Source organism: Streptomyces sp. NPDC058697 (genome assembly GCF_042715345.1).
GTDB classification, from domain to species: Bacteria; Actinomycetota; Actinomycetes; order Streptomycetales; family Streptomycetaceae; genus Streptomyces; species Streptomyces liliifuscus.
Map to the genome: position 1 here is coordinate 55,878 of NZ_JBHXSU010000002.1, position 20,927 is coordinate 76,804.

Sequence of the window (20,927 nt, forward strand, 5' to 3'; positions counted from 1 at the left end):
AGTGAGGACGGATAGAGGACTCGGCATGACACCGACTGCGGCCATCGCGCGGACGGACCCCAGCACCGCCCCTCATCTCAGCGTGTGCGACGGCATTGAGGTGTCCTTCGCCCGCGCCAGCGACTCTGAGGGCGACGGCATCGCTGAAGCGGACCGGGTCTGGCCGAGCCAAGTACGCCGCATCGTCCGGGCCGGGCTCAGGCACTGGGGTCGGCCGGACCTCGCCGAGTCCGCCGAACTCCTCGCCACCGAGCTGGTCACCAACGCGCTCAGGCACGGCTGCGGCGACATCGTGGTGCGCCTTCACCTCGCTGCTGATCGTCTCAGGCTCGACGTCCAAGACGGCTCTCACGAATCTCCTCTGCCGCGCAACGCCGCTCCCGATGACGAAGACGGCCGCGGCCTCCTCCTCGTAACTGCCATCGCCGACGACTGGGGCGTCAGTCACGACGGCACGACGACCTGGTGCACCCTCCCCTTTTGAGAAGGATCGACGACATGGAACTCGCCGTGGCCTCCAGCTCGGATGAATGCTCCGCCGCCCTCCCTCTGCTCCGGCCCGAGCGTCCTCAGGAGTGGAGCAGAGCCTTCTCCATTCAGCTGGAGGCGGTGCGTCTCGCTCGCCTGCACGCCCGTACGCGGTTCACGATGATGAGCTGGTCAGGAGACCAGGAGGACGCCGTAACCGTCGTTGCGGAGCTGATGCAGAACGCGGTTGACCACGTCGGCGCGGAGCATTCTGAAGGCGTCCTTGTGCTGAAGCTGGCCGTTGCCGATGACGAGACGCTGCTGATCGCCGTGACGGACCCGAGCCCCGCGTTCCCCGACTTCCTCACGGCCTTCACCGCGCAGAAATGCACAGGCCTTGCGCGCGTCCGTGAGCTCGGCGGAGAGACCACCTGGCGACCGTCCGACGACGGAGACAAGAAGACCGTCCAGGTCCTGATCAGGCATCCCTCTCCGGCTGCCGACTCCCACTGACCGACCGCCGGACCGCGGCTGTCAGCCGAGCCTCCCCAGGATCGCCCCCGCGGCCCGGCGGTCATCACCCCACCTGCTTTGAGGACTCCACCCCCATGTCCCTCTTACGCCCGCCTGGCGAGTCCGTTTCGCTGGTGCAGGCCCCTCGCTTCCTGCGGGGAGGCCCCGATGTCACCCCATGACATGGACCTGATCGATCACCCGGCGGGCCCGGACGAGAAACTGCGTCTCGCCTGCGAAGATCTCCAGCTGGACCGGTGGCTGGAAGCAAAGCGACTGCTTCGAGACACGGGCGATGACTGGACGCTGCGCACATCCCGCAGTCAGGTTCTGGCGAGGGTTGCCGCCAACAACAGGGCGATCGAGGCCTGGTGCGCGGAGGAGCCCCACGACGCGGATGCGCTGATGATGCGGGCCCGGGTGAATACCGAGCGTGTCCTCAATACTCACCGCGGTGGTGTGTCCGGGCGGGCGTTGAGACGGGCTGTCGATGCTGCCGACGCCGCGTGCCGGATCGCTGCGGACTGGTGGCCGCAGGATCCCGTGCCGCCGGTGTGTCAGCTGGCCCTCGCACAGACCGACACCGACGAGATGTTCCCGCACAGCCCGGTCAACTGGAGCCGGCCGCTCGACATCACGCTGCCGCTGGGACCGTGGCGGTTGCTGGACTGGGCGCACCGAATGGACCCGTACGGCCGCGAGGCCCATCACCGGATGCTCGGCGTGTTTCACGCCCGCGGCCACGGGGGCCTCAATTTCGCTCACGCGGTGGCCTACTCCGCCCCCGAGGGATCGGCGCTGCATCTGCTGCCGCTGTACGCCCACCTCGAGGCCTACCGGAGGCAGTTGCAGGGCCGCCAGACCGCCGGTGTGACCGGCTACTGGTCGAGTGAGGACGCGGCCCTCTGCGCCGAGCAGGCTCTTTACAACTGGTTCGAGCAGACACAGCCCACGGAGGACGAGCCCGACACCCGCTCCCTGCTGGACCTGAACTACCTGGCCTACGCCCTGACCGTCACCGGCGTGGGCCAGGCGGCCGCGGTGTTCGAGGCAATCGGCCCGTACGCGACTCTCGCCCCCTGGGCCCAGGTCACCCCGAACTACTCGTGGTGGCAGGACGATTTCCGCTCCGCCCGTTACAGAGCAATGAGTGAGCGGAGCCGCCGGTGAAGACCACCCGAGGCCCTCCGCAACCACCCCACGCGCCCCGCCGTCCTCCTTTCCTTCGACCCATCCAGAGGATCTCTCTCCGTTGTTCTTACGACACGTCCGGCACCGGCCGGGCAGGCTCCGCAACCGCGCGCTGCGTATCGCGGTGGCTTTCAGCATGGTCAGCGGCCTGACATTGCTCGGCCAGGGCCTCGCCCTCACCGCTGCCGCCCGTTCCTACACGACCTGTTTCCCTCCCTATGCCGCAGAGGTGCCCGGTGTCCCACTCACGACCCGCTAACGCCATGCTGGACGATGACGCCGCGCTGCGTGCGCACGGCTATCAGCCCGAACTGGCCCGCAGGATGGGCGGCTTCGGGAACTTCGCGATCAGCTTCAGCGTGATCTGCATCCTGGCCGGCGGCATGACCCTGTTCGGCTACGGCCTGAACACCGGCGGACCGGCCGTCATGCTGTGGGGCTGGGTCGGCATCGGCTTCATGACGCTGATCCTCGGCATGTGCCTGGCCGAGGTGACGTCCGCCTACCCCACCTCCGGCGGCCTGTACTACATGGCCCACCGGCTCGGCGGCCCCAGCTGGGCGTGGGCGACGGGCTGGCTCAACCTCCTGGGCCTGCTCGGCGCCATCGCCGGCATCGACTACGGATGCGCCCTGTTCATCGGCGCGTTCGCCAGCCTGCAATGGGGCCTGGAACCCACACCCGAGACGATCATGCTGATCTTCGCGGGCACCCTGCTGCTGCACGGCACCCTCAACACGTTCGGGGTACGCCTGGTCAACGTCCTCAATTCCATCTCGGTGTGGTGGCAGCTCTTCGGCGTCGCGCTGATCGTGGGAATGCTCACCCTCGCCCCGGGCGAGCGCCAGAGCCCCGAGTTCGTGTTCACGCACTTCAACAACGGCACGGGCTTCGACAGCCCCCTCTACGTGGCCGCGCTCGGATGCCTCTTGGCGGCATACACATTCTGCGGCTACGACGCCTCCTCCCACCTGTCGGAGGAGACCAAGCAGGCGCAGACCGCTGCGCCCAGGGGCATCATCCGCGCCATCGCCTGGTCCTGGGTGGCCGGGTTCGTCCTCCTGGCCGGGCTGCTGTTCGCCATCGAGGACTACGCGGGCACCCTGGGCACCAGCACCGGCGTGCCGCCCGCCCAGATCTTCATCGACGTCCTCGGCACCGGCGTCGCCAAGGGCCTGCTCCTGGTCGTGATCGTGGCGCAGCTGTTCTGCGGCAATGCCGAGACGGCCGCGGCCAGCCGCATGGTGTACGCGTTCTCACGGGACGGGGCTCTGCCGTTCTCCGCGACCTGGCGGCGGGTGAGCTCCCGCACCCGCACCCCGATCGCCGCGGTGTGGCTGTCCGTGGGCGTCGCGCTCGTGCTGGCGCTGCCGAGCCTGTACTCGCCGACCGCGTACGCCGCCGTCACCGCCATCAACGTCATCGGCATCACGCCCGCCTACGTGATCCCCGTGTTCCTCCGCCGGCGCTTCCCCGAACGCTTCGAACCCGGCCCCTGGACCCTCGGGAAGTGGAGCAAGCCGCTGGGCTGGATCTCCGTCGTCTACGTGATCGTCCTGACCGGAGTGTTCGTCCTGCCGCAGGCCTCGCCGGTCACCTTCGACTCGTTCAACTACGCGGGCGTCACCCTGCTCGTCGTGCTGCTCCTCGCGTGGATCATGTGGATCACCAAGGGGCGGCGCTCCTACAAAATCCCCCCGCTCGGGAACTCGGCCGAACACGCCGCCCTGGCCGAGGGGGTCGTGTGATGAGCGAGGACAACCAGCACACCGGACGCCTGTCCCTCAACGACCTCAAGACCGCGGTGGACAGCGGCGACGTCACCACGGTGCTCCTTGCCGTCCCCAACATGCTGGGCCAGCTGAAGGGCAAGCGCCTCGACGCCTCCGGCTTCCTGCAAACGATCACGAAGCAGACGCAGGACAGGGCGACGGCCGGGGCGGAGATGTGCACCTACGTCCTGGCCACCAACGTCGACATGGAGCCGCTGGAGGGCTTCGAACTGGCCGGCTGGGAGACGGGGTTCGGGGACTTCGGCGTCGTCCCCGACCTGGCCACCATCCGCCGCCTGCCCTACATGCCGGGCACCGTTCTCATCCACGCCGACGCCCTCCACCACAGCGGCCTTCCGATCGACGCCGCGCCCCGCACCATGCTGCGCACCCAGATCGACCGCCTCAAGGACCTCGGCTGGGACGTGAAGGTCGGTCTGGAGAGCGAGTTCATGCTCTACCAGGGCACCGCACAGCAGGCACACGCGGCCGGATGCCGCGCTCTGGAGCCGGTGGCACCGCACAACCTCGACTACGCCCTCGACCATCCCGTGGAGCTGACGGACTTCTTCGACGACCTGGAGGACGTCCTGCGCGGCGCCGGCACCCCGGTCGAGGCGGTCAAGACCGAGGGCGCTGCAGGCCAGATCGAGGCCACCTTCCCCTACGGCGAGGCGCTGGCAGCCTGCGACGCGTACACCGTCTACAAGCACGCCGTGAAACACCTCGGCGGACGGCACACCATGACACCCACATTCATGGCAAGCCCCCGGACCGACCTGGGCAGCGGCCTGCACCTGCACCTGTCCCTGTGGCGCGACGGCCGCAACGCCTTCGCCATCCCCGACGAGGGGGATCTGCCCGAGACGATGCAGGAGGCCATTGCCGGATTGCTCTCCGGCCTGCCACACCTGATCCCGCTCCTCGCGCCCAACGTCAACTCCTACCGACGGTTCAGGCCGCGCTCGTTCGCGCCCACTCATTTCACCTGGGGCCGCGACAACCGCGGCTGCGCAATCCGGGTCACCGGCCACGGCGACGGGGCACACCTGGAGAACCGTCTCCCGGGCGCCGACGCCAACCCCTACCTCGCGCTCGCCGCGACCCTCGCCGCCATCCACCACGGCCTCACAGAGCGGCCCGAGTTCCCGCCCGAGACCAAGGGCGATGCCTACCAGACCGACGATGGCCTGCCCGTACCGGCCGACCTCGTCGAGGCACTGGCCGACTTCCGCTCCAGCAAGATCGTGCTGGAAGCGTTCGGGCCGGCCGCGGTGCGGCACTACGCCTGCGCGGCCCGGCACGAGATCCGTTGGCACCGCCATCGCGTCACGGATACCGAACGGGAACGGGGGCTCCTCCGTGCCTGAACCCTCACCACATCGCCGCCTCATGACACCCGAAAGGATCACAAAGATCATCAGGGGACGAGTTGCCGATGGCACGTACGGGCCCGGGACGGTACTGCCCGCGGAGAAATGTCTGGCCGCCGAATTCGGCGTATCCCACTGGGGCCTCCGTCAGGCGCTCCGACCTCTCAAGGACACGGGGATCCTGCACGCCATCTGCGGCATGGGAAACCTCGTCCCCGACCCGCAGGCCACGCAACCAACCGCCCGCGAAGCCTGGGAGATCACAAAGATCATTCGGGAACGGCTGGCCGCGGGCACGTACGCCGTTGGAACGTGGCTGCCAGGGACGCGGGTCCTTGCTGCCGAGTTCGATGTGAGCCCCGCCACGGTTCAGGCGGCACTGAGACCGCTGAAGCAGGAGAGACTCCTCGCCGCCCTCGACGCGCAGGGCACGTACGTCCTCGACCCGCACCACCGTTGCGCGCCCCCGCCAAGCGCGCCGTCACACCATGTGGCCATCGGAAAGGTCATCCGGGAGCGATTGCGCAGCGGCATCTACCCGCCCGACAGCCCCCTGCCCACCTATGCCGAGCTGGAATGCGAGTTCGGCGCGGGCCACTCCACGATCTCGAGTGCCCTCCAACTGCTCAGGGAAGAAGGGCTCGTCAGCAGGCGGCAGCACAACAAGAGGGTCTACGCCACCGTGCCGGCTTCCGATCCCGACGGCTGACTTCAAGCTCCCTTCTCTTCGCGGGACCAGACGGTGGCTCGTGAAGAGAAGGGGTCCGGCAGGCATTTCCAGGTGCCAGCACCTCCGAGACACCCCACCACACCTACTCCCATGGAGAACCTCTTGACCGGGATCGATGACGACGCCTTTCGTGTGGTCTCGTGGAACGTCGAGCACAACGGCACCAGCAACAGCGGTGACGACGCGAAATGGCACCTGGCCATGGACGTCCTCGCCGAACTTCAGCCGCATGTGCTCCTGCGCCAGGAGCTGACCCGCGCCGACATGTTCGGCGGGCGCGCGGTCTGGGCGGAAGCCGCTCGCGTCGGCAGCCGCATGATTCCGTTCCTCGCCAGTGCCACCCGGGAGTCCGCCAACCCGACCGGTGTCTACGTCGACAGGAACCTGCTGCGGCCTATCGAGTTCTTCGAGCACCGCACGTCGATGTGGCATCCGATCTGCAACCCGGTGGTACAGCTCAGCGGTGCCGCGAGGAGGCTGAGTCTGGCCTCGTTCCACCTGTGTGCTTTCTCCCCGGCCAATCGAGCGGTGGAAGCCCACCGGCTGGTCACACTGGGCAAACCAGGCTTGGAAACGATCATCGGAGGTGACTGCAACTCCTACCCGCACCGCACGGCGGACGAGATGGCGCCGCTGCCGGACTGGAACCAGATCGAGGACCGGAGCCACTTCCTGCACCGCACGATCGAGCGGAACGGCACCCGGCTCTCCGACACCGTCCCGGATGAGATCCTCGCCGGTGAGCACGACGGATGGTCACCCGTCTTTGTGGATCTGGCCCACCACGCGGCGACCGTACTGGGCCAGCCGGAGGCCCTGGCCCCGACGGCGTCGTTGTGGCGCGAGGACCAGGGACCGAGGCAGCGCATTGACCGCTTGCTCGCGACGCCGCGGACCGCCCAAGCCCTGACCCGGGTGGAGGTCATCGCGACCGACGAGGTGGTCGAAGTGTCCGATCACGCGCTGGTGATGGCGACGTTCAGCCTCCACGGCCTGCGCCGCGCCCTGTCCCCGGCCACCCGTGAGACGGCGGTCGCCGCATGAGCACCCACATCACCCTGCTGTCCTGGAACTTCGAGAACAACAGTGGTGGTGACTCCGCCAAGCGCCTTCAGGCGTACGAGAGGCTGGTGTCCCTGAGCCCGCACCTGGTGTTCCGTCAGGAGATGTGGCGCGCGGCCGCCGACGGCAACACGATCCTGTACGAGCTGGAGGGCGTTCTCGGGATGCGCGGCTGGCTCGGTCCACAATCGTGCACCGCGGTCTTCGCCGATCCGCGTTTCTTCCAGCCGGTGCGTGAGTGGCCGAAGCCGGGTCCCATGTGGGTGTTGCCGCCCACGGCGTTGAGCATGCGCTATTTGCCCGCAGGCAGCGAGGCCACACCGCTTGCCCTGGCCTCCTACCACCTGAACTACGCATCCAGCACCAACCGTGTTGCCGAGGCAGAGTGGCTGTCCACGTGGGCCGACAAGAAGTGGACCACCCCTCAGGGCGAGACCGTACGGATGCCGTGTCTGGTCGCCGGTGACAACAACAGCTATCCCGTCCCCGGCATCGAGGGCGACCCCGTCCTGCCTGTACTGGACGAGATCAACGACCGACCCCACCGCCTCCACCGCTCGTTCATAGGCCCGGACGGCACCCGCGTGATGGACACCCGCCCCGATGAGGCGCTGCGCACCGCCGGCCTGGAGGACGTGGCCCGCCACTGGTCTGCCAGGCATGGAGACGTAAGGGCTGTCTCCCGCACGGTCAACGCCTGCGAGACGCACGGACCGGACGCCCGCATCGACCGCCTCTCCGCCACCACCGACTTGCTGGACGCCGTGACTGGCGTCGACGTGATCGAGGTCCCCGAGGAGGTTTCGGACCACCACATCGTCCGAGTCACGCTCGACGGCGACCTTCTTTCGGACGTCCTCAACCAGCAGCCCAGCGCGCTCGATTCGCTGGTCACCCCCTGAGACTGCCGCTCGGTGGGACGTACCACGAGCCCGGCTCACCGAGCGGCTTGCAGCTTCCCAGCAGGGGCCAGCGTGACGCGGAACCCCGCCGCGTCCCAACCCCGCTGCGGGCCTTCAGCCCCCTGCCCCGCTTCTGACCGACTTTGGTCCCCACGGTCGGGTCAGAACGGGGAGGGGTCGCACAACCGGCCATCCGGCCAAAAGTAAGACAGTCCGTCAGCAACTAGAAGGGACGAACGATGACTGCACCTGCTGTTCTCCTGCCTCCGTCGGCCGAAGCGCCGACCGGCTTGGACCCGTTCGACGTCGAATTGACCGTCGTCACCGAGATCGGCTCCGAGCTGCTTCCGCAGGCGTGTGGCACTGGCGACGGCTGCGCGGGCTCCTGCGCCTCGTCCTGCGCCAGCGCCGTGTGACGCACAGCCACTGAAGTGGTGGGCCGGGGAGGCTACTCCCTCCCCGGCCCACCGGTTCCGAACTCAACGGCGGAGGCCACTGATGGGAAGCAAGGAGAAGGTGTACCAGCGCACCGGCACGGCTTTGCTGCGGGCCGCCGCAGTACCACTGACGGGACTTCCTTCGCAGTGGCCGGCCCCGGACAACACAGACGCGACTCGCACATGGCTGCAAGGCATCTGGCAGCGACCGGAGTTCGCCGCAGCGATACAGCAAGCGAGCGGCGACCTGGCCGCCCGACTGGGCACCATCTGCGACGGGCACCCCGTCCGCGCCCGGCAGGTACGCCGCGCGTACCTGGCCACCGTCTCCTACGTCCTGCGCGCCACCGGGCGCCCGACACCGTTTGGCCTCTTCGCCGGAGTTGCTGCCGCCGCGATCGGAACAACGCCGCGGGCACAGTGGGGGGACGCCCACCGCACTGTGATCCGCCCGAACACCGAATGGCTGGACGACATCGTCACCCGCCTTGAAGCCATCCCCGATCTGCTGAACCACCTGAGCGTCGTCCTCAACAGTCTGGCCACGAACCGCGGCAGCCGCCTGCACGTCCAGCACGGAGGACCGAGCGGCGCCGCGATCCGGCGCACCAGCGCCGTACGCGCCATCGAGAAGCACGCTGCGCACCCGGTCCCTTTCACCGCCCTCACCGCCGCACTGCAGGAAGACTTTCCCGGTACCGACCCCACGCGCACACGGGCCGTACTCACCTCCCTGCTGCAGCAGAAGTTCCTGGTCAGCAATCTGCGAGCGCCGATGACCGAGACCGACCCGCTCGGCCACGTCATCGGCCAACTGCATGCCACCGGTGCCCGCCGCACCACATCGGCAGCCGGCATCCTCGACGGCCTGCAGGCCGTGCAGCAAGCCGTACAGGAGCACAACGGCGCGCCCGTCGGCCACCAGGACATCCTCCGCGAGGCGACCGTGCGGCAGTGCCGGAAGGTCTCTGACGCGGCCCGCAGCCCCCTTGCCGTCGATCTGGTCGTGGACGTCGATGTGCAGATCCCCGGCACTGTCGTGCGGCAGATGGAGAAGGCGGCCGACGTCCTGCTGCGCCTCACGCGACGACCTGCCGGGCAAGGGGTGTGGCTGGACTACCACGCCGCGTTCTGGGAGCGGTACGGCACCGGCACGCTCGTGCCCGTCAAAGACGTCGTCGACCCCATCGGCGGGCTCGGCTACCCGGCCGAGTACCCCGGTAGCCGCATGCTCGCCCCCACACCCGCCATGTCCGAGCGCGACGAGCGGCTGCTGTCCCTGGCCTGGCAGGCAAGCGCCACGGGCAACCGCGAGATCGTGCTGAGCGACACGCTCGTCGACCAGGTCGCCGAGGAGCGGCCCGCGGGGCGGGAGGCGCCGCCGCACGTGGAGATGTGCGCCCGCATCCACGCTGAGAACCTTGTGGCCCTGGAGCGCGGCGAGTTCACCGTCACGGTCACACCGGCCCGGAGCGCCGGCACCCTCACATCGCGGTTCACGCCTGTTGCCACCGGGTCGGGACTTGAGGAGGTGTACCGGCGGGTTCCTTCCGGCGTCGAGGGAGCCATCACCGCCCAGCTGTCCTTCCCCGGTCTGTACGCGCACACCGAGAACGTGGCCCGCATTCCGGCCTACCTCCCGCACGTGATCTCCCTCGGTGAGCACCGTCCTCCCGACGCGCACGAGGTCGCTCTGATCGACGTCGACGACCTGGCCGTCACGGCCACATCCAGCCGTCTGTACCTGGTCAGCATCTCCCGCCGCAGTGTTGTGGACCCGCAGGTCTTCCACGCCATGGCGCTGGAGAAGCAGCCGCCCTTGCTGGCCCGGTTTCTCGCTCACCTGACGCGGGCCTTCGGCCCCGCGTGGACCGGCTTCGACTGGGGCCCGTTCGCCGAGCGGCTGCCGTACCTGCCGCGGGTGCGCTACGACAAGGCCATCCTGTCGCCCGCCCGCTGGTACCTGTCCGCCCGGTCCCTGCCGCCCAGCGGGGCGGACGCCGAGCAGTGGGCGGGTGCACTCGCTTCCTGGCGCGCGATGTGGCAGTGCCAGGGCACGGTCGAGCTGCGCGATGACGACCGCGCTCTGCGGCTCCAACTCGACGTGCCCGCACACACGGCCATCCTGCGCGAACACCTCGACCGGAAGAAACACGCCGTCCTCACCGAAGCACCGTCCGAAGAAGGCTTCGGCTGGCTGGGCGGCCGCGTCCACGAGGTGGCCCTGCCCATGGTCAGCACCCTCCCGCCCTCCGTGAACCCGCTGAGCGGGCCCCTGCCCGTGCAGCGGAACAGCTCGCTCGGGCAGCTCCCGGCCTCACCCAACGCGACGTGGGTGAGCGCCTGCTTCTACACCCATCCCGATCAGCACGACGACCTGATCGCCCACCACCTTGCGGTCCTGGCCGGCCAACTGCCCGGGACACCCGCGTGGTGGTTCGTGCGCTACCGCAGCCCCCACGACCGGGATCACATCCGGATGCGGATCCACGCCATGATGAGCCCGGCCCAGCGCGCCGCGTACACGGCTGCCGTCGGCGCCTGGGGCATGGTGCTGCGCTGCGACGGGCTGATCAACGACCTCAGTTTCACCAGCTACTCACCGGAGATCGGCCGCTACGGTTCCGGCCCGGCACTGCTCGGCGCCGAGGCTGTATTCGTCGCCGATTCGCACTTCGCCGCAGAAGCCCTCACCGGCTCCGGGCTGCCAGGCGTGAACGGTCAGGCACTCGTTGCCACCGGTCTGGTCGATATCGCCCGCGGCCTCCTGGGGGCACACGACGGGCTGCGCTGGCTGGCCGAACGCACCGTGCAAGCCCCTGCCGCAGAGCGCACGGTGACCGATCAGGCCGTCGCTCTGGTCCGGGAGACAACGCCCGCTGCCCGAGGCTGGCAGCCGGCGCTCGCCACGGCCTGGCACCGCCGCGCCGGCGCCCTGGCCCTGTACCGCGAACGCCTCGATGGCGACATGGACGTGAACGCAGTCCTGGAGTCCCTCCTTCACATGCACCACAACCGCCTGCGAGGGGTCAACCGCGACGACGAAAAGACGTGCCGCCGCATCGCCCGGCAGGCAGCCCTCGCCTGTCTCGCCCGGTCGGGGGCAGACTGCCGATGAACCATCACAGCGATGCGACTCCCGGCTGGGGACAGTCGCTGTACTCCGGCGCCGCAGGCGTCACGCTGATGCACGCCGTTCTGGCCCGCACCGGTGTCAGCGGCGGGGAGATGATGCGGCCGTGGGCCACGGCCATGCTCCGTGGCCCGATCGTGGCCGCCGAAGCGGCCAGCCTGTACGAGGGCGCCCCTGCCGTCGCCTACGTGCTGACCTTCATCGACAGCCCGGCCGCGGCCCGCAGACTGGCCGAACTCGACGGCCACGTGCGGCGGCTGACTGCCCATCGGCTTGAGCAGGCCCACGCGCGCATCGACCGCGGAGATCTGGCCGAGACAAACGAATTCGACCTGATCAGCGGACTCACCGGCCTGGGCGTCTACCACCTCCGCAAGAACAACACGGCCGAGGTCCGCGACATCCTCACCTACCTGGTCCGGCTCACCGAACCGATCACCGTCGAACGGCAGACGCTGCCGGGCTGGTGGAGCACCGGCAGCGTCGGAACACAACGGCCACACGACCCTGGAGGCCACGGCAACTTCGGCATCGCCCACGGCGTCGCCGGGCCTCTCGCACTCCTGGCAACGGCCGCCCGGCACGGCTACACGGTGCCCGAGCACGAGAGCGCCATCGCCCGGATCTGCCACTGGCTCGACCAGTGGAGGATCGGCCCGCACGGGAATGTGCGCTGGCCGGAGTGGATCAGCAGGTCCGAGCTCCGTCGCGGCCAGAGCGAGCAGACGCAACCCCGGCGCCCCTCGTGGTGCTACGGCACTCCCGGACTCGCGCGCGCCCAGCAGCTCGCCGGGCTCGCTCTTGGCGATACCGGCATCCAGGACCAGGCGGAGCGTGCACTGGCCGGATGCCTCGTCAACGAACACCGGCTCGCCCTGCTCACCGACGCCTCCCTCTGCCACGGGTGGGCCGGGCTCATACAGGTCGCGCGACGCGCAGCCCAGGATGAGAGAGGAGGTCAGCTCTCGGAGCTTCTCCCCAGCGTGCAGGCCGGTGCCGTCGCGAATCTGGAGCGCCACGGGATGCCCGACGGCCCCGGCCTCATGGAGGGAACCGCCGGGCCGCTTCTGATCCGGCCCGACCGTAACTCAGCCACGCCCGACACCAGTTGGGACCTCTGCCTGCTGTTGAGCGGCTGACCGGCTCAAACAGGCAGTGCACCACCACGACCTAGCTAGGCTCTGCCCCTTACCCGCTCCACGAGGCGGCCGGGCACTCTCGGAAGGAACGACATGACCGAACCGAACACCCCGCAGGAACTGCGCAACCGCCTGGTCGACCACATCGTGAAGACCAACGTCGCCGGCCTGTACGACCCCCGCGTCGAACAGGCCATGCGCACCGTGCCCCGGCACGACTTCATCCCCGGCGCCTCGCTGGATGACGCTTACGCCAACCAGGCCGTGACCATCAAGGACAACCCCGACGCGGATGCCCTGCCCCTCAGCTGTGCCTCGCAGCCCGACGTCGTGTTCTTCATGCTCGCCCAGCTCAACATCCAGCCAGGCGACAACATCCTCGAAGCCGGCGCGGGCACCGGCTACAACGCAGCCCTGATGCGCTGCCTCGCAGGCCCCTCCGGCCACGTCACCACCCTCGACATCCACGACGACGTCGCCGCCCACGCCCGGCAGCGACTCGACAACACCGGCTTCACCGACGTCCGCGTCCTCACCCGCGACGCCGCGATCGGCGCACCCGAGTACGGCCCCTACGACCGGATCATCGCCACCGTCGGGATCTGGGACCTGCCCGAAACCTGGTGGGACCAGCTCTCCATCGGCGGCAGGCTCGTCCTTCCCCTGCGCTGGCGCGGCCTGACGCGCAGTGTCGCCTTCGTCAAGGAAGCCGACTGCCTGCGCTCGGAGTCCGTCGCCACCTGCGGCTTCCTCCCGATGATCGGCCAGGACGGCGAGCGTGAGGGCTACGTCGACCCGGACCGCTCCATCAAGCTGTACTGGGACGCTGATCAGACCATCCAGCCGCTGAGCCTGCGCCAGAGCCTCACCGAGGTCAAGGAACACCTCCTATGGACCAACGTGGCAGTCGCCCCAGACGAACCGCTCGACGGGATCTGGCTCCGCCTGAGCGCCTCGGACCCGGCGACCTGCCGCATCACCGTCCGCCCCGAAGCCTTCACACGTGCCGGGAGCCTGCACCGACCCGCCATCCCCGCCCTGAGCCCCGCGCTCGTCGAGGGCGACTCCGTGGCCTACTTGATTCTCGAATCCATGGAAGCCCAAGGCAGTAGGCGATACCGCCTCGGCGCGGCCGGGTACGGACCCGCGGGTGCCGAACTAACCGAGCGGCTGTGCGAGGAACTGCGGGCATGGGACCTCGACCGCACCCTGCCGCCGTCGATCATCGCCTACCCAGGCGGGACACCGGACGAGAAGCTGGCCAGCGGTCACCTCATCAACAAGCCATCGGTGCGCCTCGTCATCACCTACTGAACAACCCGACTGGGGCCGCCGAGCGTGCGATCGGTGGCCCCAGCTGCAACAGCTGCCATCGCTGTCGCGTCTCTCCCAGTAAGCAAAGGCCCTGGAGCCGGCCGCCAGGGAGAGACCTGCACATGATCGACAACCCTCGTCCTGATCCACCACCGCAACCAAGCACCCCCACCTGCGCTTGGGCACCCCAATGACGCCGACACCCCGTGTCGGCACCGGGAGAGCGGAGCTCGACCTCCTTGCCCAACTGTGCGGCCAGTACCCGCAACAGTTAGAGAACCTCCTCGCCAACTCGTCCGCTCCCGCTTGCAGGCCCGCAGGCGGCACCTCGGCGACAAGGAGATCTCCTGGCGCCTTCCTCCCCACATCGGAGTGGGCCAAGCAACAGTTCAACGGTGACGACACAGCTGCCAGCCACTGGTGGGGTGCACGCCGTATTTGCTGACTGTCCTGCCTACACGGGAGAGTGACACATCCGCCGCTACAACGCCGACTCGGACATCGCGCACGGCGACATCGTCGCACTCGCCCTCGACATCTACCTGCGCGCCAAAGGCTACCCGCCCAACCTCAAGTCCCCCCAAGCGGACGCACCGTGAGCGGATCAGACGATCAACTCCCGCTGGAGGACATCACAACTCAGTGCGTACCCATAGACGGATCGGGCGAGCAGCTCTCGCTCCTCGGGGAGCCAATACTCATCAGGTGTAGCTCCTCTGGCGGGACGGCCGCACCAGCACAAAGCTGCGAGTTTCCATTGGAGTGTGATCCTTCCGGCGGCTCCGGTCCCCGTGCCGCTCACCAGCTACGACCGCTCGGTCGATCTTGGTCGTGGCCGACACGCCTACCTACGGCTCTCCAACGAGGGGCAGCCGCACCGGGCACGGTCGATTTGCCAACGTCCCAGCTCAGCCTGTCCCTCCAGAGGAGCTACGCCCAAAGGAGATTCACCGTTAATTCTGGCCTCCGCACTGCGGCAAGGCCGTTTCTCTGATTGATTCCGTCGGTCGTGTGCCGAACGGCACCATGCCGCACCGCAGCACCACCAACACGGGCGCGGCGAAGAGATGAACGGCAGCCAGAGCGCCGCCAACTCAGCATCACACCTGGTGAAGTGCACACCCCACAACACTCGCCCTGGCGGGACCACAGCACACCACCCGGGAACGGGCATCACCCAGCCCCCACCTCAGTACGTCCTCCTGCCAGGCCAGCATCCGTCAGTTAGAACCCGGGCAACCATGACACTTGACCGGCCCTCCTTTCAGGGATGAACTGGGCCACAGACCAAGTGCTTTGCTCACCGATGAGGACCGGCGCGGCCTGACCGCGCTGTTCTGGTCCAACGTCAACCCGTACGGCACCTTCCGCCTGGACATGGACACGCGGCTCGACCTGGTGCTGACCGCCGCCGTGCCCTGCCCCCGCACCCCGGCGGACGCCGCCGCTCAGGTCTTGGTGGAGCCCGGTGAACGCCGTGCCGAGGGGCCGGCGTCTGTACTGGGCCGTGCGTGCTTACGTCGACGGCGCGGGCGTAGGTCACGACGTTCTTGACCTGTATGCCACCGGGGGCACGCCGATGGATGAGTGGGACTGGCCCGAGGGCCTTGACCTGTGGGACCTGGTCGCCATCGGCGGCCAAGGGCAGGTCGTCATCGACCCGACCCCGTTCGACGAGCAGTGGACGAGCGAACCGGCCCAGGTCGTCGCCCTCCGGTCTGGCCAGACTCCGCCGAACTCCGGCGTCATAGCCCACAGCGAGCTCCACGTCGCGTGCGAAAGGCGCTGTCCGGCCCCCGGCGCCGTAGACCGCCAAGCGCTCGCCGCGCTACGCGACGCGCGCCACCAGGTGGGCGTCGCGTAGGCGTGTCTGACCGGGTTGCAGGCCGAGTACGACCAGGTCAGCAGCCTAGTCCAGGATCTGCTGGTCCAGGACCTCCTCAGGGATCTCGACCCGGAATGAAACCCGCCCGCACAGCGGCGACTGCCCGACCAATCGGAGAAACGATGAAGGACTTCCAGGACCTCACCGACCCCCGGATGAACGAGGAGGCGTGGCGGGCCCACGATCTGTTGCGGGCCTACGCCGCACGCGACCGCGCCGCGATCGTCGAACACCTCGCGCACCTGGAGGCCGACCAGCTGGAGTTCGCCCGGGGCGTGACCGCGAACTTCTACCATGACACCCTTCAGATGCTCCGGGACACCGGCCGCCCGTACGTCCCGGCGTCCCTGGGGACTCCCTGCTGTAAGGCGGCATCAGCCTTTCGTGCCGGTGAGTCCGTGGGGAGCGGTATGCCCTGAGCCCATCAGAGGGGTCGTTGAATTGTTTTGGGCCGGAATGGGCGTGCCGCCCCACCTTCCGATCAATCCCGGCCGGTGCCAAACTGAGCCTCCTCAAGAGTGCGGGGAACACTCGAAAGAGGGGGAAATAGTGCCGGTGGAAAAAGGCGACCTCATTATCGGCGACGGACCCGAGGTGTATTACATCGAGAACGACAGGCGTCGTCTGGTCCCCGATTACACGACCTTACTGGCGCTGAACTCCAAGGGCTGGGACGCCGTAAAACACGTGCTGGCAGACGAACTGCTCGCCGTCGAAATCGGTCCGCCTATTCCCTCGCTCGCGAACGGCAGTCTGCTCATCGGCACCGACGGAAAGTCCTTCCTGGCCCGGCGCGGGCGGCTCCATCCCGTCCCCGACGCGGCCACGCTCGCGCTGTATCCCCGCCACCGCGCCGCCCAACTGCGGCCCGGGGACCTCCAGCTCTTCCCCTCGCGCCTCGGCGAAAAGCTGCCCAGCGTGCACGACGTGAGCGCGGAGGTGCTGGCCATCGACACCTACATCCGCTCCCTTGCGCCACTGCCCTACCGGGACGACACCGACGAGGCCGGTCCGGTGGTGAAGCGCCCGGGTGTCACCGAGGTGGACGGTGTGGAGGTCGAGTTGTCGGAGCAGCGGATCCGCATGTCACGGCGAGTCTCCGACTTCGTAGAGATCAACCCCATTCCGGACGTCATGTGGGCGGGTGCACTCGTCACCGGGGCTTCGGTGGCCCCCGGCGCGCTGGCCCCCATTCCGCTGCATCGCCATCCAGGCTGGATCACGGTCGCGACAAACCTCACCGGTCCCGCCCCGAAGTCCCAGTCCCGTCGGTTGGGCGAGCCGTCGTTGCGCGCCTACCAGGACGCGCTGACCGAGCTGATCCACGAGCTGAAGCCGCAGGACAGCGCGGCGGCCGTTCGGATCCAGCTGGAGAAGGTAGACACACTGGAAGAGGGGATGCTCCGGTTCGGCCTCAATCTCAAGGGTTCGGGGTGGGGAGTCAACGCCAAAGGCCAGCTGAATACCCGCGCGAGCCGGAGCACTACCTTCGGCTATTTCTCCCAGTCGTACTACCAGGTCACTTTTGACCCCGACGGATCGCCGCCCCGATTCTTCGCGGACGATGTCACTCTGGAGCAGGTAAAGGCCTATTGCGGCCCAGACAACCCACCGTGTCATATCGCCACGGTGTTCTACGGCAGGCTGCTGACGTTCCTGGTGGACAGCGAGGCCACGAGCTTCGATGTCAAGGCCGCGCTCAACGCGAGCTGGGAGTCGGCCGTTTCCGGCACGGCCGCCCTGACCGGGGAGCACAAGAACACCCTGTCGCGCAGCTCGGTGACGGCGGCCGTGCTGGGCGGATCGAGCGGTGTGGTCGGGGAGGTCATCACCAACCCGGTCGCGGGCCTCGTGCCCTGGATCCAGGGGCAGCTGGCCGTGAATAGGGATGTGCCCGTGGCGCCGATCCAGTACACGGTCCGCTATCTGGCGCCGCCGCACAACCTGGTGCAGGTCTCCCGCACGACCGATGTTGTCCGCATCGTCGACGCGAATGTGTACGGCGGACGCGAGGTCGCGGGCACCTACAAGGTCGGTGAGGGCGACGGCAAGGGACCGGTTCCCACCGGGATCCGGGTGAACCGCGGGGACGAGGTCACGTTCACGGCGACCGGACGGGTCTGGGCGGGGTGGATGTTCATCGGCGCAACGGGACCGGAGGGCATCAGCGGCTCACCCAAGTCGTGGTACCCGCTCCCCGACGGCGAGGGCGTACGGGGCTCCATGCTGATCGGCGGCTACGACAATGGCAAGTGGTTCCCCATCGGTTCGGGCGCACGGGTGCACGTGCCCGCCGAGTCGGACGACTGCGAACTGTGGCTGCGGCTCAACGACGACGACATGACGAACGGGGACGGTGACTTCGACGTCACCGTGTCCGTCCGCCGACGTTTGCCGACCATTCCGGCGATGACCCAATAGGCCCTGTTCTCGTAGACCGGCGCCGCTCGGCCCGCCATGCCGACAGCGCCGGCTCGATCAACGCCCACCGGGCATCGGACAGGTCACTTGGATACGCACGGCTTTGGGCCATGACCAGGTGATACCGCCGGACAGGGGGCGTGGGCCCAGGCGTGTGTCCCGGCGTTGGAAGCACGGACCAGGTGGCCTCGTCGGAAACTGCTCCTTCCGCAACCTTTGTGACGGCCGCATTGTGAAGTCCGCTTGATGGCAACTCCATTTGAGTAGCTGCACTCAGGCGTGTGGATGTCCGTCCGCTTCAGCATGGTGAACATGACGAAGTGGGTCCTGGACCTTGGCCTGGCGGTCCTGTTGTCAGGGCTAGAAGTGGCGGCGCTGGTTGCCTTCTGGTTCGTCGAAGGCATGAAGAAGTGGGCTGCCAAAGGAGGGCCGGTTCCCGGTGGGACGAGTCGGTTCTTCCTGGTACTGAGCGTGGGGTCGACTTCCTCTGCGCTGATCAGCTACGGCTGCTCTTGGGCTGATCTGCCGGTGGCCTGCGCGTCTCAGGCGATCGTGGCTGCACTTCTCACGTTGCTGCTGATCCTGGGCGCAGGAACCGAATGCGGCAAGCGGATCAGCAGATACCGATTATGGCGCCGTCTTCGCCGGCACGAGTACCAGCGCGAAGGCAGCGGACATGCATCGGCTCCATTTCGCCGGTGCTGGCGGCGGCGGTGCCCCCTCGTCACTGAACCGGACCATGCGGCAGACGTCCTGGGATGAGACAGGTATAGGGCGCCTTCCGCCTCTCCGGTCACCCCACATGACCCATCCCCTGCATCCGACTCGTCAGCCCCACGACGACGACACCCACGCACCAAGGAATACGAGGAATGTTCGCTTAAAGGGTTAAAACGACCCCTGAAAGAGCGTTTTGTCCTGTCGGGGGTGCTTCATCGCAGATCAGGTGACGGACCGCTTCGTGTCGACTGGGGCAGTAGACATGTCTTGTGGCAGGTGAGGCGGATGACGGCCTTCGAGGGCCCGTTTCGGTCCCTTCGCTCCAGTCTGATCCCAACGCGCCCCCGGTTGCACCGGTTTGCGCCCTGTGGCGGGGCGGCGGCCATCGGTACTACAGAAACATGCCTCGTAAGCAGCGGCCCTACCCGAGTGACCTGTCCGATGCCCGTTGGGGACTGTTGGAACCGACTCTGACAGCCTGGCGGGCCGAGCGAAGAGGGAAGGGCCTGGACATCGGGCGGCCACCCGAGCACGATCTGCGCCGGATCATGGACGCCATCCTCTACGTCGACCGGACCGGGATTCCCTGGCGGTACCTGCCGCATGACTTCGCCCCATGGGAAACCGTTTACGGGTACTTCGCCGCCTGGCAGAAGGACGAGGTCTTCGACCAGCTCAACGGTCTCCTGCGGCGACTAGTCCGGGAGGCCGAAGGTCGCGACGCCGAGCCGAGCGCCTGCGTCCTGGACGCCCAGAGCATCAAGACCTCGGCCAACGTGCCTGCGGCCGGCCAGGGCATCGACACGGGCAAGAAGATCACGGGCCGCAAACGGCACATCGGCGTCGACACGCTCGGCCTCCTCCTGGCCGTGCTGGTCACAGCCGCCAACGTTTCCGACAACGTCGGCGGCATTCAGGTTCTTTCGAGCATCGCCGCAGACCATCCCCGTGTCACGAAGGCGTGGGCCGACACGGGCTACCGCACCAAGGTCATCGACCACGGCGCCCGCCTCGGCATCGACGTCGAAGTCACCCGCCGCGACCCCGCTCACAAGGGCTTCAAGGTGATTCCGCGGCGTTGGGTCGTCGAGCGGACCTTCGGCTGGCTCATGCACCACCGCCGCCTCGTCCGCGACTACGAAACCCAACCGCACCGCTCTGAAGCCATGATCAAGCTGGCGATAGTCGACCTGATGAGCCGTCGGCTGACCAGGGAATCCACCCCGAACTGGCGCGATACCTGAACTCCGAGTGCGTCAATGGAACGGGTGGGATCGTTGGCTCGGACTGGGAAGGTCAAAGCTCACCCCGTTCTCGTCGAGTGCGTTGAAGATAGACACGCGACCCGCCTCGAAGGCGAAGCTGATGTCGACGTTTCCCTGAGCGACGTCCCCGCCCGCCCATTCGAGCAGTTCGGCCCCCTTGAGCTGCAGCCCCCGCAGAGCCTGCAGCTCGGGAAAAGGCTCGCGGCGCCACTGCAGGTCGAAGCCAGGCCACCGGACTGGACAGGTGGGGTCGATCATGTTCCAGGTCAGGGAGAGATCGCCCAGCTTCTGATGGTTGATCTCGACCTGCTGGCCATCGAAGTCGAACAGCACCGGGCAATCGCAGAACCACTCGTCATCCCTGAGGTCCCAGACCATCCAGACCCTAGTGAGCGTCCGGCCAGCAAGACCACGCAGACGATGCCCATGCTCCTGCACGACGTCGCTACGGCCGTCCAACCATGCCGGCTGGTAGCCCGCGATGCCGAAATCGAACATGACGTCATCTTGCCAGAGCCACCCTTCTTCGGATCAAAGCAGTCCCGAGCGGCGGCCAACCGTCGACTTCGCAAACAGCCCTGCCGGGACAAAACGCTCTTTGA

The 20,927-nt window shown here is 67.8% G+C and carries 19 protein-coding genes and 2 pseudogenes; 19 read left to right on the forward strand and 2 right to left on the reverse strand.

From position 1 onward, the window contains the following. Positions 1-25: 25 nt before the first annotated feature. The 17 genes and pseudogenes from ACFWXQ_RS04760 (at position 26) to ACFWXQ_RS04840 (ending at position 18,340) form a co-directional block, all read left to right on the forward strand. Complete coding sequence (locus ACFWXQ_RS04760) at positions 26-484, forward strand: ATP-binding protein (protein ID WP_383957307.1); 459 nt, start codon at positions 26-28, stop codon at positions 482-484. 14 nt (positions 485-498) lie between these two features. Beyond that, complete coding sequence (locus ACFWXQ_RS04765; protein WP_386267551.1) at positions 499-981, forward strand: ATP-binding protein; 483 nt, start codon at positions 499-501, stop codon at positions 979-981. Between the two features lie 168 nt (positions 982-1,149). Further along, on the forward strand, positions 1,150-2,151 hold the full coding sequence (locus tag ACFWXQ_RS04770) for a hypothetical protein (protein ID WP_383957354.1): 1,002 nt from the start codon (positions 1,150-1,152) through the stop codon (positions 2,149-2,151). A 284-nt stretch (positions 2,152-2,435) separates the two neighbouring features. Next, entirely contained in the window at positions 2,436-3,920 is a 1,485-nt protein-coding gene (locus ACFWXQ_RS04775) for an amino acid permease (RefSeq protein ID WP_386267553.1), read from the forward strand. Beyond that, the gene (locus tag ACFWXQ_RS04780; RefSeq protein ID WP_386267555.1) at positions 3,920-5,314 is read left to right on the forward strand and encodes a glutamine synthetase family protein; all 1,395 of its coding nucleotides are present in this window, start codon (positions 3,920-3,922) and stop codon (positions 5,312-5,314) included. Before ACFWXQ_RS04775 ends, ACFWXQ_RS04780 begins: the two co-directional genes overlap by 1 nt. 22 nt (positions 5,315-5,336) lie before the next feature. Then, positions 5,337-5,510: pseudogene (locus ACFWXQ_RS04785) on the forward strand (GntR family transcriptional regulator); the annotation flags it as partial. Positions 5,511-5,516: 6 nt separating this feature from the next. After that, complete coding sequence (locus ACFWXQ_RS04790) at positions 5,517-6,026, forward strand: GntR family transcriptional regulator (protein ID WP_383957148.1); 510 nt, start codon at positions 5,517-5,519, stop codon at positions 6,024-6,026. A gap of 123 nt (positions 6,027-6,149) precedes the next feature. After that, positions 6,150-7,091, forward strand: coding sequence for an endonuclease/exonuclease/phosphatase family protein (locus ACFWXQ_RS04795; protein ID WP_383957138.1), 942 nt, complete (start codon positions 6,150-6,152; stop codon positions 7,089-7,091). Beyond that, positions 7,088-8,011: an endonuclease/exonuclease/phosphatase family protein gene (locus tag ACFWXQ_RS04800; protein WP_383957141.1), complete on the forward strand. Its 924-nt coding sequence runs from the start codon at positions 7,088-7,090 to the stop codon at positions 8,009-8,011. The genes ACFWXQ_RS04795 and ACFWXQ_RS04800 overlap by 4 nt, the downstream gene beginning before the upstream one ends. Positions 8,012-8,250: 239 nt before the next feature. Next, positions 8,251-8,427, forward strand: coding sequence for an FxLD family lanthipeptide (locus ACFWXQ_RS04805; protein WP_383957146.1), 177 nt, complete (start codon positions 8,251-8,253; stop codon positions 8,425-8,427). A gap of 82 nt (positions 8,428-8,509) precedes the next feature. Continuing rightward, a complete protein-coding gene (locus tag ACFWXQ_RS04810) occupies positions 8,510-11,566 on the forward strand; it encodes a lantibiotic dehydratase (protein WP_386267558.1) in 3,057 nt (1,018 codons plus the stop codon). Beyond that, positions 11,563-12,720, forward strand: coding sequence for a lanthionine synthetase C family protein (locus ACFWXQ_RS04815; protein WP_383943661.1), 1,158 nt, complete (start codon positions 11,563-11,565; stop codon positions 12,718-12,720). The genes ACFWXQ_RS04810 and ACFWXQ_RS04815 overlap by 4 nt, the downstream gene beginning before the upstream one ends. A 93-nt stretch (positions 12,721-12,813) precedes the next feature. Beyond that, on the forward strand, positions 12,814-14,034 hold the full coding sequence (gene fxlM, locus ACFWXQ_RS04820; protein WP_383943664.1) for a methyltransferase, FxLD system: 1,221 nt from the start codon (positions 12,814-12,816) through the stop codon (positions 14,032-14,034). Between the two features lie 1,296 nt (positions 14,035-15,330). After that, positions 15,331-15,588: a hypothetical protein gene (locus ACFWXQ_RS04825; RefSeq protein WP_383943667.1), complete on the forward strand. Its 258-nt coding sequence runs from the start codon at positions 15,331-15,333 to the stop codon at positions 15,586-15,588. Positions 15,589-15,613: 25 nt separating this feature from the next. Further along, positions 15,614-15,898, forward strand: a complete 285-nt coding sequence (locus ACFWXQ_RS04830) for a hypothetical protein (protein ID WP_383943670.1) — start codon at positions 15,614-15,616, stop codon at positions 15,896-15,898. Positions 15,899-16,041: 143 nt separating this feature from the next. Then, positions 16,042-16,338, forward strand: a complete 297-nt coding sequence (locus tag ACFWXQ_RS04835; protein WP_383943673.1) for a hypothetical protein — start codon at positions 16,042-16,044, stop codon at positions 16,336-16,338. Positions 16,339-16,468: 130 nt separating this feature from the next. Then, complete coding sequence (locus tag ACFWXQ_RS04840; RefSeq protein WP_383943675.1) at positions 16,469-18,340, forward strand: thiol-activated cytolysin family protein; 1,872 nt, start codon at positions 16,469-16,471, stop codon at positions 18,338-18,340. A 1-nt stretch (position 18,341) separates the two neighbouring features. On the opposite strand, the pseudogene ACFWXQ_RS04845 reads toward ACFWXQ_RS04840, so the two are convergent. Next, positions 18,342-18,452, reverse strand: a pseudogene (locus ACFWXQ_RS04845) (IS5/IS1182 family transposase); the annotation flags it as partial. 200 nt (positions 18,453-18,652) lie between these two features. Between ACFWXQ_RS04845 and ACFWXQ_RS04850 the strand changes: the two are divergent. After that, positions 18,653-19,102 (forward strand): hypothetical protein, encoded by a 450-nt coding sequence (locus tag ACFWXQ_RS04850; protein WP_383943678.1) that lies wholly within the window; start codon positions 18,653-18,655, stop codon positions 19,100-19,102. Between the two features lie 359 nt (positions 19,103-19,461). Beyond that, positions 19,462-20,304, forward strand: coding sequence for an IS5 family transposase (locus ACFWXQ_RS04855; RefSeq protein WP_383943681.1), 843 nt, complete (start codon positions 19,462-19,464; stop codon positions 20,302-20,304). A gap of 12 nt (positions 20,305-20,316) precedes the next feature. Here the strand turns inward: ACFWXQ_RS04855 and ACFWXQ_RS04860 are convergent, their stop codons facing one another. Further along, entirely contained in the window at positions 20,317-20,823 is a 507-nt protein-coding gene (locus ACFWXQ_RS04860; protein WP_383943684.1) for a hypothetical protein, read from the reverse strand. Positions 20,824-20,927 lie beyond the last annotated feature (104 nt).

Coding starts and splice junctions, on each gene's coding strand:
- ACFWXQ_RS04835 (WP_383943673.1), top strand. CDS start 16,042: ATGAAGGACTTCCAGGACCTCACCGACCCCCGGATGAACGAGGAGGCG.
- ACFWXQ_RS04830 (WP_383943670.1), top strand. CDS start 15,614: ATGGATGAGTGGGACTGGCCCGAGGGCCTTGACCTGTGGGACCTGGTC.
- ACFWXQ_RS04765 (WP_386267551.1), top strand. CDS start 499: ATGGAACTCGCCGTGGCCTCCAGCTCGGATGAATGCTCCGCCGCCCTC.
- ACFWXQ_RS04860 (WP_383943684.1), bottom strand. CDS start 20,823: ATGTTCGATTTCGGCATCGCGGGCTACCAGCCGGCATGGTTGGACGGC.
- ACFWXQ_RS04800 (WP_383957141.1), top strand. CDS start 7,088: ATGAGCACCCACATCACCCTGCTGTCCTGGAACTTCGAGAACAACAGT.
- ACFWXQ_RS04775 (WP_386267553.1), top strand. CDS start 2,436: ATGCTGGACGATGACGCCGCGCTGCGTGCGCACGGCTATCAGCCCGAA.
- ACFWXQ_RS04760 (WP_383957307.1), top strand. CDS start 26: ATGACACCGACTGCGGCCATCGCGCGGACGGACCCCAGCACCGCCCCT.
- ACFWXQ_RS04780 (WP_386267555.1), top strand. CDS start 3,920: ATGAGCGAGGACAACCAGCACACCGGACGCCTGTCCCTCAACGACCTC.
- fxlM (WP_383943664.1), top strand. CDS start 12,814: ATGACCGAACCGAACACCCCGCAGGAACTGCGCAACCGCCTGGTCGAC.
- ACFWXQ_RS04855 (WP_383943681.1), top strand. CDS start 19,462: ATGCCTCGTAAGCAGCGGCCCTACCCGAGTGACCTGTCCGATGCCCGT.
- ACFWXQ_RS04770 (WP_383957354.1), top strand. CDS start 1,150: ATGTCACCCCATGACATGGACCTGATCGATCACCCGGCGGGCCCGGAC.
- ACFWXQ_RS04805 (WP_383957146.1), top strand. CDS start 8,251: ATGACTGCACCTGCTGTTCTCCTGCCTCCGTCGGCCGAAGCGCCGACC.
- ACFWXQ_RS04815 (WP_383943661.1), top strand. CDS start 11,563: ATGAACCATCACAGCGATGCGACTCCCGGCTGGGGACAGTCGCTGTAC.
- ACFWXQ_RS04850 (WP_383943678.1), top strand. CDS start 18,653: ATGACGAAGTGGGTCCTGGACCTTGGCCTGGCGGTCCTGTTGTCAGGG.
- ACFWXQ_RS04810 (WP_386267558.1), top strand. CDS start 8,510: ATGGGAAGCAAGGAGAAGGTGTACCAGCGCACCGGCACGGCTTTGCTG.
- ACFWXQ_RS04790 (WP_383957148.1), top strand. CDS start 5,517: ATGGGAAACCTCGTCCCCGACCCGCAGGCCACGCAACCAACCGCCCGC.